The sequence below is a fragment of the Corynebacterium sp. KPL2734 genome (assembly GCF_040225595.1).
Classification (GTDB): Bacteria; Actinomycetota; Actinomycetes; order Mycobacteriales; family Mycobacteriaceae; genus Corynebacterium; species Corynebacterium rhinophilum.
Genome location: NZ_JBEHFO010000013.1, coordinates 40159 through 55107 on the forward strand (window position 1 = coordinate 40159; position 14949 = coordinate 55107).

Consider the following 14949-nt stretch of genomic DNA (forward strand, 5'->3'; position numbering starts at 1 on the left):
TTGCCATTGAGTGGCCGTGCTAGGTGCCCAGTGGCTCCTAGACTTCCATCGCTTCAGTGTACTGGACATAAAGCGAATGCGCTGGACTAGGCCAGCTGCGCTGGTCTAAATCACACCCAGTGCCACCAAAATGGCCCAAGCAAGAGATATGAAGTTTTGTGTCGCCGCCGGGAAACCCGGAAGTCAGCGCGAAACTCGTTTCTCGTTGCTTAGGCCAATGATGCAGGTGCTGAAAATTACCAGCGGTAGTGAGCGAAGGCGCGGTTAGCCTCAGCCATCTTGTGGGTATCCTCGCGGCGCTTCACGGAAGCGCCGAGGCCGTTGGAGGCATCCAGGATCTCGTTGGAGAGACGCTCGATCATGGAGTTCTCGCGACGCTGGCGGGTGAAAGTCACCATCCAACGCAGTGCCAGGGTGTTGGCACGGTCCGGGCGAACCTCGACCGGCACCTGGTAGGTAGCGCCACCCACGCGGCGGGAGCGAACCTCGAGGTCCGGACGGATGTTGCCCAGGGCCTTTTCCAGGGTACCGACCGGGTCGGTGCCGGTCTTCTCGCGGCAAGCCTCAAGCGCGCCGTAGACGATGCGCTCTGCGGTGGACTTCTTGCCGTCCTGGAGGATCTTGTTGACGAGCATGGTTACCTGCTCGGAGTTGTATACCGGGTCCTTTACTACAGGACGCTTCGGAGCAGCATTCTTACGCATTGTTTATTACTGTCCCTTCTTTGCGCCGTAACGGGAACGAGCCTGCTTACGGTCCTTGACACCCTGGGCATCCAGGGAGCCGCGGATGATCTTGTAACGAACACCTGGAAGGTCCTTCACACGGCCGCCGCGAACGAGGACCATGGAGTGCTCCTGCAGGTTGTGGCCCTCACCTGGGATGTAGGCCGAAACCTCGATACCGCTGGTAAGGCGCACACGAGCAACCTTACGAAGAGCGGAGTTCGGCTTCTTCGGGGTGGTGGTGTACACGCGGGTGCACACGCCACGACGCTGCGGGGAACCCTTCAGCGCAGCGGTAGAAACCTCTTTGCGCTTGGTCTGGCGGCCCTTGCGGACCAGCTGTTGAATAGTTGGCATTAAACAGTCTTTCTGTCGAATTGCACCACTTCTTAAGAAGGGAACCAAACATGCGAAAATAGGCGCTCTTTCCCGGGGCGCTTCCGCATGTCCAGAAATCTTCTCAAGGCTGGTGCCTTGTTAAGGATCAGACTTTTCACCATGTTCTTTGCGCGCCATATTCACACAGGGTGCACAATACATAGTGAACTAGACATAAGACTAGCAAAGCCAGCGCTATGAATACAAAACAGGGAATGTATCCTGCCGGCGGCGCGGAGGGGCTACTCCCACTCCCACGTCAGGTCTGGCTCTGCGGCCTTGTCAGAAAAGTAGGATTTTTCCTGTTCTTCCCAGGTGCTAAACCATTTCTCATAGGCCGGCTCGCGGGCAATCGCGCGCTCATAGCGTTGGTCGCGGGGGCCATCGATGCGCACGGTCACCACCGCGCCGCGCTTTTTCGCCGCCGCGATATTATCCGCGGTCACGGAGCCAACGCCTTCAACAATGAGGTCATCACGAACGTCGAGGCTTGCCCAGTCCCCGGGGCAATTGGCCTCCCAATCCCAGCGCCAATAGCCAGGGTTCATGGTGCGCAAGACCTGCTCGCCCACCATCTCGGAGCCCTTCTCCAGGCCATGCCAACCGGGATAGAATTCATCGAGGTGAACCACCCGCCAATTAGTGCGATCTGCCAAGGCGGCGGAGGTCCAGGTTTTGCCGGAGCCCGAGGGGCCATCGATAAGCACCGTGATGGGTTTAAACGCACGCTTTCGCGAGGCTGCTAGCTTAACGATGTCCTCCAAGAGGCGCTCTTGTTCGGCATCAATGTCCATAGTGCTTGAATCACTGCTTTCGCGGATTAAAGGCCAAAGAATCTCCAGGCCCCAGTAAGTACCGAAGTTACCACCGGTACACAAGCAAGGGCGAGGCCGCAGGCCATCACCCACCCATCGCGGGCGTGCAACCTGGATTCTCGGGCCCAGGTCCGCTCCCCTCCTCCGGGTGGGGTGCGCCCGAAACCGCGCGCTTCCATCGCCGTCGCGAGCTTGCCGCCGCGGCGCAGGGCAATCACCAACAGGCCAAAGGACATCGTGAGCAAGTGCTTGAAGCGCCCTTCATCCGTGAGCCCACGGGCTCGGCGCGCCATGCCGAGCGATTGCCAATCCGATTTCAAGAGCGTCATCATGCGCACGCCGGCCACGGCGCCGATGACGAAGCGGGAGGGAAGGCGGAGGATCTGCGAGAGGGCATCGCCAAGCTCGGTGGGATCGATATCGCGTGCGAGCACCACCGTTGGTAGCGCGACCGCGAGCACACGCAGCGTGATCGCGATGGCCAAGGTGACCGAATTTTCCGTCACCGTAATAAGCCACCAACTGAAGTACTCCTCTCCACCGGGCGCGCCATAGAGCAGCATGGAAATGCCCGAGAGCGGGGCGATGAGGAATAAGAACCAGCCGGCCTTCCACAAGCGCACCCAGGAAACGCCACACAGCGGCGCCAAGATGAGCGTCAGGCTTAGCGATATCGCCGCCGATACCCAGTCGATGGAGGCAAGCAGCGGCGTGACCCAGACGAACATCAAGAAGATGCGGGTCAGCGGGTTTACATTGCGCAAGAGATTAGGCACCGCGCACCTCCACCTGATAATCGCCCAAGGCCGCCATGAATTGTGGGTCATGGGTAATGGAGGCAATGGTGGTGCCGTCATCGGCCAATTGGCGCAAAAGGCCCACCAATTCCACAAAGGTGCCGGGATCCTGGCCAAAGGTCGGCTCGTCCAAAAGCAGCACCTCCGGCGCGGTGACCAGAGCCGTTGCTACCGAAAGCCGGCGTTTTTCGCCCCCGGAAAGCGTGAAGGGATTGGCCTTCAGCAAATGCCCCAAGCGCAACGATTCCACCAGTTGCGCGATGCGTTTTTCTGGGGGATCAACGCGCATGACCTTAGGAGCGACCCGCAGTTCTTCTTCCACGGTGCGCGAGACAAATTGGTGTTCCGGATTTTGGAATACGAAGCCAATGCGGTCAGCCAATTCGCGGGATTTCCACCGGGAAGGAGGGCCCTTCACGCCGCGGCGGATGAAATCAGCAACCCCGATTTCCCCGGACTCGGCAGGCAACAGCCCCGCCATTGTCATCAGCCACGTGGATTTTCCCACGCCATTGCGGCCAGTGATGACGGTCGAGGCGCCCGCCGGCAGGGAGATAGACCGCGGCGGCCCATAGCGGGTGACCAAGTCCTTGCTCCACAGCGCCGCAGTGGACTCTGCGAGCGCATCGCTTCCCAGCGACCGCGCCCGCGGGAGACCGGTGACCTGGCGCTTGCGGGCGACGTCAGCAAAGGGGCCATCAGAAATAATGCGCCCATCCTTCAGCTCTACCGCGCGGTCCAGCACGCTTTCCCACGCCGCATGCTGATGCTCGACTACCACCAAGGTGGCACCGGTGTGCTCCACTAGCTTGCCGACGGCCCGCACCACGTCCTGCGCGCCTTCCGGATCCAGGTTAGCGGTCGGCTCATCCAATAGGACCACGCCCGCGCCCATGGCGATAACCCCGGCGAGCGCCAAGCGTTGCTTTTGCCCGCCGGACAGATGCTCGGTGAGAAAATCCAGGTCCACATAGGGGCCAACTAGGTCTTGAGCCTGTTGCACCCTGCGCCAGATCTCCTCGCGCGGATACGCCAGGTTCTCGCAGCCAAAGGCGATATCATCGCCCACGCGCGCGGAAATGACCTGCGAATCCGGATCCTGGAGGACCAGCCCCACCGGAATGGTCCGCCCCGGCTCTTCCACCGTGCCCGCAGAATCCTCCAAGGTAATCTCGCCGGTGCGCGTGCCTTCCTCATCAGAGCCCAAGACACCTGCCATCGCCGCCAATAGCGTCGACTTACCGGAACCGGAGTCCCCGCAAAGCAGGATCTTCTCACCGGGATCGATGACGAGGTCTATGTCCTGCAGCGCCGGTTGGGAGCGCCCAGCGTGGGTCCACCCATAGCCGCGAGCCGAGATTTTTGTGGCATTTCCCGTGAAGTGTGAAAAATCAGTCACAGCGGTCTAAGCCCTAAGCGCGCTGTTCGCGGCCTACTGCAAAGCGGTCAAGGGCACCGGTCTTAGCCAATGCCTTCACCAGGTAAAAGCCCAGGGCGCCGGCCAAGATGGCACCGGAAATGGTCAACGTGACCAAGTAGATCACATTGAACTCGAAGGACTTCGCGAGGTTACCGGAGGTAAACAGCTCTAGGACGAAGGCACCCCAGCCTGCTGCCATACCGGCCAGGATGGTAACGCCAAGGTTGAACTGGCGGTACATGAAGATAGCGAGGATGATTTCCACACCAATACCCTGCGCCAGGCCCGAGTACAGGGTGCTAATGCCCCACTGCGAACCCAAGACGGCAGACACGGTAGCGGCGAGAACCTCCACGTACACCGCTGCACCCGGCTTGCGGATGACCAATCCGCCCAGAATGCCACCAAGCAGCCAGATACCGGTGGCCAAGCCACCAAGCCCCGGCGTGAGCGCATCCATGGCCTCGTACCAGGCATAGCCCACGGCATTCCAGCCCAAGAATACGAAACCACAGGCAACACCCAAGACGGATGCCACCACAATATCCACCACGCGCCAGTCCAAGTTGCGCTTTGGTGTTGCGGCCCCAGCAGTATTAGCAGTCATTGTTTTCTCCCTCTCGCCGGAATTACCCGGATCAGGTTCAACGGTTCACCGCGTCATATCGCAGTATCTCAGCCTTCATTTCTGTGCCGGTGCGGCCTGTGCGCCCCAAGGGCCCACAGATTCTGAAAGCTCCCGTGTAATGGTGTAAATCAAGTAGTCCAAGGCCCACATTTTATTTATCTGGGCCACAGGCTTTACTCATACTAGCAGGCACGCATAGGGGTCCCCGCAATCGATTCGGCGGCCGAATTGGCGTGCGCAACCGCGACAACGAACCTCAACGACAAGAGCCCCCGCTTACCGTTGCACACGGAAGCGGGGGCTCTAATTGAACGCGGTGCCGCGGGGCACACGCGCTCTAGGACTTAGAAGGTGAAGTCCTCATCCAGTGGGACGGAGGCGCCGGTGAATTCACCGAAGCCATCGTCTCCGTAGATGGAATCGCCGTAAGTCGGAATCGAGTATGCGGCGTTGCGCGCAGCCTCGGTCGGCTTAACGGAGATATTGCGGTAACGGGAGATACCGGTACCGGCTGGGATCAGCTTACCGATGATGACGTTCTCCTTGAGACCAATGAGCTTATCGGAGCGCTTGTTAATAGCGGCATCGGTAAGCACACGCGTGGTCTCCTGGAACGAAGCGGCGGACAGCCAAGACTCGGTAGCTAAGGAAGCCTTGGTAATACCCATGATCTCCGAGCGCAGCTGTGCCGGCTCGCCGCCTTCTGCGACCTGTGCAGCGTTCATCTGCTTGGCCTCAGAAAGGTCGATCAGGTTACCCGGCAGCAGCTCCGTGGTACCGGCGTCGATGACGGTACCGCGGCGCAGCATCTGGCGGATGATGATCTCGATGTGCTTGTCGTGGATAGCCACACCCTGGGTGCGGTACACGGCCTGCACCTCGTTGATGAGGTGCTGCTCCACACCGCGACGGCCCAGAACCTCGAGCACGTCGTGCGGGTCAGCCGCACCACGCATCAAGCGGTCACCGGTCTCAACGTGGTCGCCGTCCCGCAAGGAACGCTCGATCATCGCATCCGGGTTGGACTCCATCGGGCGACGCACCTGAGCCAGGCCCTGGCGCTTGGACAGCTTCTCGTAAACCACGTCATCAGAGCCGTCATCCGGGGTGATGGTCATGGTCCAGAAGTTGCCCTCATCGGACAGGGACACGGTGCCGTCCACGGAGGCAATCGGTGCGCGGTTCTTCGGGTTACGGGCCTCGAAGAGCTCCTGCACACGCGGCAGACCACCGGTAATGTCGCCACCGACACCACCCTGGTGGAAGGTACGCATGGTCAACTGGGTACCAGGCTCACCAATGGACTGTGCAGCCACGATGCCGACGGCCTCGCCGATGTCGACCAACTGGCCGGATGCCATGGACTTGCCGTAGCACTTAGCACAGACACCAGCCGGGGTCTGGCAGGTCAGCACGGAGCGAACCTTGACGTCAGTGACCTTGGCATCGAGAAGCTTCTGCGTAAGCTCCTCGGTCAAGTCTGCACCAGCCTCTGCGACGACTTCGCCGTTCTCGTCCTTGACGTCGGTGGCAAGCACGCGACCGGAAGCGGAGGTCTCCCACAGCTCGGAGAGGACGACCTTGTCGCCGGAAACCTCACCGATAGGAACGCGCACGCCCTGGCGGGTGCCACAGTCCTCTTCGCGGACGATGACGTCCTGAGCGACGTCCACCAGACGGCGGGTGAGGTAACCCGAGTCAGCGGTACGCAGCGCGGTATCGGCCAGACCCTTACGGGAACCGTGGGAGTTGTTGAAGTACTCCAGCACGGACAGGCCTTCGCGGAAGGAGGTCTTAATCGGACGGGTGATGTAATCACCGTGCGAGTTCACAACCATGCCCTTCATACCGGCCAGCGTCCAGATCTGACGCATGTTACCGGCAGCACCCGACTTCACAATCATTGGAATTGGGTTGTAATCCGGGTAGATGTTCTCGACGGCCTCACCAACGGTGTCGGTAGCATCCTTCCACAGCTCAACCAGGCGGTCATAACGCTCGCGCTCCGTGAGAGCACCCTGCTCCCAGTACTTACGCTCGATGCGCTCTGCTTCCTTCTCATAAGACTCGAGGATCTCGGTCTTATTCGGCAGCACCAGCACGTCAGACATCGTAATGGTCACACCGGAACGGGTTGCCCAGTAGAAGCCAGCATCCTTCATGTTGTCCAGAACCTGGGCCACGGTGATCATTGGGTACTTGGTGGCCAAGTCATTGACCACGTCACCAATGAGCACCTTGCCGTCGGTGCCGCCGCCCTTGCGGACCATGATGCCCTCAAGGTACGGGTAGTTCCACGGCAGCAGCTCGTTGAACATGATGCGGCCGATGGTGGTGTAACCCAACCATGCCTGGCCCTTGGACCAGCCATCGGGGAAGAGCTCTGCCTCGATGTCCTCTGGAGGGCGCAGGTGATCGATGCGGACCTTGATCGGTGCCTGAAGACCAACCGTGCCACGGTCGTAGGCCATCAGGGCCTCGGCGTAGGAGGAGTACACGCCAGTAGCGGGGTAATCCTCGCCAGCCTCGCGGTAGCGACCGTTGCCGCCGATCTCGTCCTCTGCCTTGTCCATGGTGAGGTAGTACAGGCCGGTCACCATGTCCAGACGCGGCATAGCCAGCGGCTTACCGGATGCCGGGGACAGAATGTTGTTGGAAGCCAGCATCAGCACGCGAGCCTCTGCCTGTGCTTCTGCGGATAGCGGCAGGTGAACTGCCATCTGGTCACCGTCGAAGTCGGCGTTGAAGGCCTCACAGGCCAGCGGGTGCAGCTGAATAGCCTTACCCTCAACCAGCTTCGGCTCGAAAGCCTGAATACCCAGGCGGTGCAGCGTAGGTGCACGGTTGAGCATCACAGGGTGCTCAGAAATGGCCTGCTCCAGCACGTCCCACACCTCTGGGCGCTGGCGCTCCACCATGCGCTTTGCAGACTTGATGTTCTGGGCGTAGTCGTTTTCTACCAAGCGCTTCATAACGAAGGGCTTGAACAGCTCGAGTGCCATCAGCTTCGGCAAACCACACTCGTGCAGCTTCAGCTGGGGGCCGACGATAATAACGGAACGACCGGAGTAGTCCACGCGCTTACCCAGCAGGTTCTGGCGGAAACGACCCTGCTTACCCTTGAGCAAGTCAGACAGAGACTTCAACGGGCGGTTGCCCGGGCCGGTAACCGGACGGCCACGGCGGCCGTTATCGAAGAGCGCGTCAACAGACTCCTGCAGCATGCGCTTCTCGTTATTCACGATGATTTCTGGTGCACCCAGGTCGATCATGCGCTTCAAGCGGTTATTGCGGTTGATAACGCGGCGGTACAGGTCATTCAGATCCGAGGTGGCGAAGCGGCCACCGTCCAGCTGCACCATCGGGCGCAGCTCAGGCGGGATAACCGGAATAGCGTCAAGCACCATGCCTGCCGGGTCATTGCCGGAGTTCAGGAATGCGGCAACAACCTTGAGGCGCTTAAGCGCGCGCATCTTCTTCTGGCCCTTGCCGTTGTTGATGATCTCACGCAGCTCCTCGGCCTCTGCCTCGAGGTCGAAATTGCGTACCAAGGTCTGGATGGCTTCTGCACCCATGCCGCCGGTGAAGTAATCCTCGTAGCGGTCAACCAGCTCTTCGTAAATGGTCTCATCGATGACCATCTGCTTCGGAGCAAGCTTCAGGAAGGTGTTCCAGATTTCATCCAAGCGCGCGACCTCGCGCTCGCCGCGCTCGCGGATGTGCTGCATTTCCTTATCGGCAGCGTTCTGTACCTTCTTGCGGGCATCGGCACGCGCACCGGCTGCCTCCAGCTCTGCCAAATCGGACTCGAGCTTGGAAGCGCGCTCTGCAATCTCGGACTCGGTATCGTCCTCAACGTCCTTCTTTTCCAGCAGCATTTCTGCTTCCAGAGTGGACTGGTCGTTGTGGCGAGCCTCTTCATCAACGGAGGTGATGATGTTGGCAGCGAAGTAGATGATGCGCTCAAGGTCCTTCGGAGCCAGGTCCAGCAGGTAGCCCAGGCGGGAAGGAACGCCCTTGAAGTACCAGATGTGGGTTACCGGAGCGGCCAGCTCAATGTGGCCCATGCGCTCACGGCGCACCTTGGACTTGGTGACCTCTACGCCGCAACGCTCACAGATGATGCCCTTGTAACGGACGCGCTTGTACTTACCACAAGCACACTCCCAGTCACGGGTAGGTCCGAAAATGCGCTCGCAGAACAAGCCGTCCTTTTCCGGCTTCAGCGTGCGGTAGTTAATGGTCTCGGGCTTTTTAACCTCACCCTTAGACCAGCGACGGATATCGTCAGCAGTGGCCAGACCGATGCGGAGCTCGTCGAAGAGATTTACGTCAAACACGTAATGTCTCCCTTTCATCCTCGTCATCTGAGGAATTGATGGCTTTTAATGAATTAATCTTTATTGCCCGCCCGCGGCGGTCCCGGTGTCAAGCACCGGAACCATGCATTCCGCAGTGGACCGAGAATCTATTTAGGCGATGTCTGCGGAAGAGCCCTCATCGCGGGACAAGTTAATGCCAAGCGATGGGCTATCCATGTCATCGTCATCAGAGCCAGACAGCTCCATCGGCGTGCCGTCGGTGGAAAGAACTTCCACGTTCAGGCACAGGGACTGCAGCTCCTTGAGCAACACCTTGAAGGACTCAGGGATGCCCGGATCTGGAATGTTGTCGCCCTTCACGATGGCCTCGTAGACCTTCACACGGCCCACCACGTCATCGGACTTAATGGTCAAGAGCTCTTGCAGGGTGTAGGCAGCGCCATAAGCCTGCATTGCCCACACCTCCATCTCACCGAAGCGCTGGCCACCGAACTGAGCCTTACCACCCAGTGGCTGCTGGGTAATCATGGAGTAAGGACCAGTGGAACGAGCGTGAATCTTCTCATCAACCAGGTGGTGCAGCTTGAGCATGTACATGTAGCCCACGGAGATGGGGTACTTGTACGGCTCGCCCGAGCGGCCATCGAAAAGCGTGGCCTTACCGTGCTCATTGACCAGTACGTCGCCGTCGCGGTTCGGGCGGGACGATGCCAACAGGCGCTCGATCTCGTGGTTGGTAGCACCATCGAAGACCGGGGTGGCGGTCAGGGAGTCCGCAGGGACATCGTAGAGCTCTTCCGGCAAGGTCTTGAGGAGCTCGGCGTTAGCCGGATCCTCGGTGTCGACCTTCCAACCAGCGTGAGCCAGCCAGCCCAAGTGCAACTCAAGCACCTGGCCGATGTTCATACGACGCGGCACACCGTGGGTGTTCAGCAGGATGTCCACCGGGGTGCCATCCTCCATGAACGGCATATCCTCTGGCGGCAGGATCTTGCCCACAACACCCTTGTTGCCGTGGCGGCCGGCCATCTTATCGCCGTCCTGGATCTTGCGCTTTTGTGCCACGTACACGCGGATCATCTCGTTGACGCCAGGTGCCAGGTCGTCGTCATCATCGCGGGAAAAGCGAGCAACGCCAATAACCTTGCCCACCTCACCGTGCGGAACCTTCATGGAGGTATCGCGCACCTCGCGGGCCTTCTCACCGAAGATGGCGCGCAGCAGGCGCTCTTCCGGAGTCAGCTCGGTCTCACCCTTCGGGGTGACCTTACCCACTAGGATATCGCCGGCACGAACGTCAGCACCGATACGGATGATGCCGCGCTCATCGAGGTCGCTCAAGACATCCTCAGCGACGTTTGGAATTTCGCGGGTGATTTCCTCGGCGCCCAGCTTGGTGTCACGAGCATCGATCTCGTGCTCTTCGATGTGGACGGAGGTCAGGATGTCCTCCTCCACGATGCGCTGGTTGAGGATGATGGCGTCCTCGTAGTTGTGGCCTTCCCACGGCATGAACGCAACCAGCAGGTTGCGGCCGAGCGACATCTCACCATTATGGGTACCTGGGCCATCAGCCAAAACCTGGCCGGCCTCTACGCGCTGTCCCATGGACACCAGCGGGGTCTGGTTGTAGTTGGTGCCCTGGTTGGTGCGCTCGAACTTGCGCAGGATGTAGGTATCGCGCTGGCCCTCATCGTCCATGATGGTGATGACGTCAGCGGTGACGTTTTCAACTACACCGGCCTTTGGCGTGATGACGACGTCGCCGGCGTCATAAGCAGCGCGCTGCTCCATACCGGTACCCACCAGTGGGGCCTCGGAGCGAACCAGCGGGACCGCCTGCTTCTGCATGTTCGCGCCCATCAAGGCACGGTTAGCATCGTCGTGCTCCAAGAACGGAATCATGGCGGTACCAACGGAGACCATCTGGCGCGGGGAAACGTCAACGTAGTCCACACCGGAGGCATCGGTCACTCCGATGTCGCCCTCCTTCAGGCGGACCTCGATGCGCTCGCCGATCAGGCGGCCTTCTTCGTCCTGCTCGACCTCAGCCTGAGCAATGGCGAAGCGGTCTTCCTCATCAGCGGTGAGGTATTCCACCTGGTCCGTAACCTTGCCGTCAACGACCTTGCGGTACGGGGTCTCGATGAAGCCGAAGGGGTTCACGCGGGCGTAGGACGCCAGCGCACCAATCAGACCAATGTTTGGACCCTCAGGGGTCTCAATCGGGCACATGCGGCCGTAGTGCGAAGCGTGCACGTCTCGCACCTCAATGCCGGCGCGCTCACGGGACAGACCACCTGGGCCCAGTGCGGACAAGCGACGCTTGTGGGTCAGGCCAGACAGGGAGTTGTTGTGGTCCATGAACTGCGAGAGCTGCGAAGTACCAAAGAACTCGCGGATAGCAGCAGAGACCGGGCGCACGTTAATCAGGGACGTCGGCGTGATGGACTCGGCGTCCTGGGTGGTCATGCGCTCGCGCACGACGCGTTCCATGCGGGACAGGCCAACACGGACCTGGTTCTGGATGAGCTCACCCACGGTGCGCAGACGACGGTTGCCAAAGTGGTCGATGTCGTCGGTGTTCAGCGAGATCATCTCGCCGTTTGGTGCCTTCATCTCACGCTCGCCAACGTGCAGGCGTACCAAGTACTCCAGGGTGACGGCGATGTCTTCTTCAGTCAGGGTCATCAGACCGTCGTGGTCGCCGCCAAGGCCCAGCTTGCGGTTGGCCTTGTAGCGGCCAACCTTGGCAAGGTCATAGCGCTTAGCGCGGAAGAAGGAGTTATCTAACAAGGACTGCGCCAACTCGCGGGTAGGCTGCTCGCCCGGGCGCTGCTTGCGGTAGATCTCCAGCAGCGCTTCATCGGTGTTGGATACACCGTCAGATTCTAGGGTGGACATCATGAGCTCAGAGAAGCTGAAGCGCTCCTTGATCTGCTCCTCGGTCCAACCCAGTGCCTTCAACAGGACGGTTACCGGCTGGCGGCGCTTGCGGTCAATGCGCACGCCGACGGTATCGCGCTTGTCCACGTCGAACTCCAGCCAAGCACCGCGGGAAGGAATAATCTTCACGGAGTGCAGCGGGCGTTCGGTGGACTTATCGATGGAACGATCGAAGTACACACCCGGGGAACGCACCAGCTGGGAGACGATGACGCGCTCGGTACCGTTCACGATGAAGGTACCCATATCCGTCATGATCGGGAAGTCACCGATGAAGACGGTCTGCGACTTAATCTCTTGGGTGTCGTTATTAATGAACTCTGCGGTCACGTACAGCGGCGCGGAGTAGTTGATGTCCTTTTCTTTACACTCATCGACGGTGTTTTTCACCGGCTCGAAGCGAGGCTCCGACAAGGACAGGGACATATTGCCCGAGTAGTCCTGAATCGGCGAGAGCTCTTCGAGGATATCCTCAAGGCCACTCGTCACGCGTGCGTCATCGCCGCGCTCAGCCTGCTCACGCTCGCGCCATTCCGGCGAGCCGACGAGCCAAGCAAAGGAATCGAGTTGTACGTCAAGGAGGCCCGGCAGGGCGATAGGCTCGCTAATTTTCGCAAACGAGTATCGCTTCGGGGCTCCGGGGATATTGGCCACTGACTTGGTCTGGCGGGAGACTGCCAAGATGGGTCCTTCCAGCACCTCACGCGGATTGCTACTCGCCCTGGCCGACGAGCAGCAAAACCGCTGGTAATTTTAGCATTCGGTCTGCTGTGGAGTGTCTGGGTTCAGAATGCACAAAATCACCTTGTCAAGTCGGTTTTGCCATCACCAACCCGAAAGGCTAAATGTGCACCGAAGATCCAGATTCCAGCGCAACGAATTAGTGTATAGGAAAAACTCAGGTATGTAAAGACACACCACTCTTAAGGCTTTTTTCATTCCGCGTTCGGGGGCAAGCTCTCGCTCGCCGCTGCGCCAACGCGGCAGTAATGCTGCACCGCGTCTATCGCGGCAACCACAAGCACCGTACCACTAAAAACTCATGCAACCGCAACCCGAACCACACTTAAGGCTCTTAGCTGGAACTTTGCCTAGCTATTTGGGTGACGTTTTTCTTTCCGCGACGGCGTACATGCTTGTTTTTACGGTCATATATTCCAAGTGCCCCAATGACCCCAATAAAGGTAAGCAAGATACCGATTCCTAGGGCTACCCAGCGCGCAATCTCCGCCACGTGGTTGCGTGGGAATGATTCTGCTTCCGCGATGAGCGCCGCACGGCTTTCCTCTGAGGTAGAACCGTTAAAGACAAAGGCTCGCTCGCGCCCTACCCCCTCGCGGTCCGCGTAGTAGTCATCGATATCCATATCCATGCCCACAACTAGGCCCGTGGCTTGGTCGACGTAGAAGTCTCGGCTGCCCGAGTGCATCAAATAACCAGGTTCTTGACCCCCATCTTCCTTGGGGAAGGAGGTGGTATTGCCATCGGCGGCATACAGCTGCGCTACGTTCGTTGGTTCAATTTCCTGGTGATAGCGATACACCGTGCGGCCTTCTATGTCAGTTTCTTCTTCAAAGACCGCGTCCACCGCCTTGCGCAGGGTGGGGTCAAAAACCGGGTAGTTCGTTTTCTCCGCATCCGCTGGGAATTTCAGCCAGTACCCGTCGATGGCCACCTGATCTTCGGGGCTAGCCAAAGTGTGGCTCAGGCTGGCTTCTGCCTCTGCCTCACCGCTCAGGCGGTCGATGGGATAGGTCCACACCTGCGCCTGGCTTAAATCGTCGATGCCCTGACCATCGCCGCGCAGGCGCGTCTCCCCTATGCGCAGCGTCGCGGTATCTTCATCTGAAGGCTCTTGGATGCTCGCATTAATCTGGTAGGTCATCGGCCCAGAATAAGGCGACGTGCCATCCTTATTGACCACTTGGGAATCCGCGGAGTCATCCTTAAGGGTCCACGTAGTGTTTTTGAGTTCCAACGGCAACCGCGGCGAGAAATCCAAAAACGCCGGCGCCGCTACTCCGGCGGCCACCAGCGCTACGCCGAGGCCAAGTAAAAGGACGGAAAAGATGCGGGACTTGGGCAGCATGGGGGCTAATTCTACAGCGCGAGCACCCAAATCCTAGTTTCTACAGGCGGGCTCGAGCGGACTAAACCTAAGATTCCTACGCCGTGTGCTTATCCCAGGCAATAATGCCGCTCGTGTCCGTCGTGCGCCGAGCGCACCAAAGGTCATATTCTTCTTGCAATCCCAACCAGAATTCGGCGGAATTGCCAAAATATGCTGAAAGACGCAAAGCCATATCCGCGCTCAATCCAATTCGCCCTCGGACAAGCTTCGAAATCTGGGATTTGCTGCTAAAAACGTCCTTCGCCAAGCGATATTGAGTAATACCTAAAGGCGTTAAAAACTCTTCGCTTAATACCTCACCTGGGTGCGGCACAGGGACTATGTCCAGTGCTCCTTCAGACCCATTAGTGGTAATCGATGAAGTCAACATCGATAGCTCCCTTCTCTGTCCACCGGAAAATTATCCTCCACTGTGCATTTACTCGAATCGAATAAAAGCCTTCGAACTGACCTCTAAGCTTTTCCAGGTGATTCGCTGGCGGAACTCTTAAATCAGAAACTGTCGCAGATCGATCAATCATGATCAACTTCCGGCGTAATACTTTCCGCAATTCAGGAGGTACGTACTTGGGCGATTTACCATTAATGTGAAACAGCTCTAAGCTATCTCTCCTAAATTCCACAATCCTATAGTGTCACACTTTGAAACTTGAGTCTACCGCTGAGACAATCATTATTAGAGTCGTCGCAACGACCCACTAAGCTCAAGGAAGGCGGATTCTAAGGATCGTGGAAACACCTGACCTTGATTGGTGGTGTTTGTGGTGTCGAGTCGTTGGGATCCTTC

Annotated in this window: 11 protein-coding genes; all 11 read right to left on the bottom strand. The window is 58.9% G+C overall.

The annotated features are described in order from the left end of the window. Positions 1-236 precede the first annotated feature (236 nt). The 11 genes from rpsG to ABRP88_RS08810 all read right to left on the bottom strand — a co-directional run bounded on the left by rpsG (position 237) and on the right by ABRP88_RS08810 (position 14785). The gene (rpsG, locus tag ABRP88_RS08760) at positions 237-704 is read right to left on the bottom strand and encodes a 30S ribosomal protein S7 (RefSeq protein ID WP_023025169.1); all 468 of its coding nucleotides are present in this window, start codon (positions 702-704) and stop codon (positions 237-239) included. 6 nt (positions 705-710) lie between these two features. After that, positions 711-1082, bottom strand: coding sequence for a 30S ribosomal protein S12 (gene rpsL / locus ABRP88_RS08765; RefSeq protein WP_005276879.1), 372 nt, complete (start codon positions 1080-1082; stop codon positions 711-713). Positions 1083-1345: 263 nt separating this feature from the next. After that, positions 1346-1897, bottom strand: coding sequence for a nucleoside/nucleotide kinase family protein (locus tag ABRP88_RS08770; protein WP_284851476.1), 552 nt, complete (start codon positions 1895-1897; stop codon positions 1346-1348). Between the two features lie 26 nt (positions 1898-1923). Next, complete coding sequence (locus tag ABRP88_RS08775) at positions 1924-2694, bottom strand: energy-coupling factor transporter transmembrane component T family protein (RefSeq protein WP_349836969.1); 771 nt, start codon at positions 2692-2694, stop codon at positions 1924-1926. Further along, entirely contained in the window at positions 2687-4114 is a 1428-nt protein-coding gene (locus tag ABRP88_RS08780; RefSeq protein WP_349836970.1) for an ABC transporter ATP-binding protein, read from the bottom strand. Before ABRP88_RS08780 ends, ABRP88_RS08775 begins: the two co-directional genes overlap by 8 nt. 13 nt (positions 4115-4127) lie before the next feature. Continuing rightward, complete coding sequence (locus tag ABRP88_RS08785; protein WP_284770904.1) at positions 4128-4742, bottom strand: ECF transporter S component; 615 nt, start codon at positions 4740-4742, stop codon at positions 4128-4130. A 365-nt stretch (positions 4743-5107) separates the two neighbouring features. Then, positions 5108-9103, bottom strand: a complete 3996-nt coding sequence (locus ABRP88_RS08790; RefSeq protein WP_284770903.1) for a DNA-directed RNA polymerase subunit beta' — start codon at positions 9101-9103, stop codon at positions 5108-5110. 132 nt (positions 9104-9235) lie between these two features. Further along, on the bottom strand, positions 9236-12730 hold the full coding sequence (rpoB, locus tag ABRP88_RS08795) for a DNA-directed RNA polymerase subunit beta (protein ID WP_349836971.1): 3495 nt from the start codon (positions 12728-12730) through the stop codon (positions 9236-9238). A 376-nt stretch (positions 12731-13106) separates the two neighbouring features. Next, on the bottom strand, positions 13107-14120 hold the full coding sequence (gene pgfA, locus ABRP88_RS08800) for a cell envelope lipid trafficking protein PgfA (protein WP_349836972.1): 1014 nt from the start codon (positions 14118-14120) through the stop codon (positions 13107-13109). A gap of 76 nt (positions 14121-14196) precedes the next feature. Then, positions 14197-14532, bottom strand: a complete 336-nt coding sequence (locus ABRP88_RS08805) for a HigA family addiction module antitoxin (RefSeq protein WP_284864783.1) — start codon at positions 14530-14532, stop codon at positions 14197-14199. Then, positions 14507-14785: a type II toxin-antitoxin system RelE/ParE family toxin gene (locus ABRP88_RS08810; RefSeq protein WP_284642670.1), complete on the bottom strand. Its 279-nt coding sequence runs from the start codon at positions 14783-14785 to the stop codon at positions 14507-14509. The genes ABRP88_RS08805 and ABRP88_RS08810 overlap by 26 nt, the downstream gene beginning before the upstream one ends. Positions 14786-14949 lie beyond the last annotated feature (164 nt).

What these genes read in the sequence shown, in the direction of transcription:
- rpsG (WP_023025169.1), bottom strand. Translation starts at nt 704, where the DNA reads ATGCGTAAGAATGCTGCTCCGAAGCGTCCTGTAGTAAAGGACCCGGTA.
- rpsL (WP_005276879.1), bottom strand. Translation starts at nt 1,082, where the DNA reads ATGCCAACTATTCAACAGCTGGTCCGCAAGGGCCGCCAGACCAAGCGC.
- ABRP88_RS08770 (WP_284851476.1), bottom strand. Translation starts at nt 1,897, where the DNA reads ATGGACATTGATGCCGAACAAGAGCGCCTCTTGGAGGACATCGTTAAG.
- ABRP88_RS08785 (WP_284770904.1), bottom strand. Translation starts at nt 4,742, where the DNA reads ATGACTGCTAATACTGCTGGGGCCGCAACACCAAAGCGCAACTTGGAC.
- pgfA (WP_349836972.1), bottom strand. Translation starts at nt 14,120, where the DNA reads ATGCTGCCCAAGTCCCGCATCTTTTCCGTCCTTTTACTTGGCCTCGGC.
- ABRP88_RS08805 (WP_284864783.1), bottom strand. Translation starts at nt 14,532, where the DNA reads ATGTTGACTTCATCGATTACCACTAATGGGTCTGAAGGAGCACTGGAC.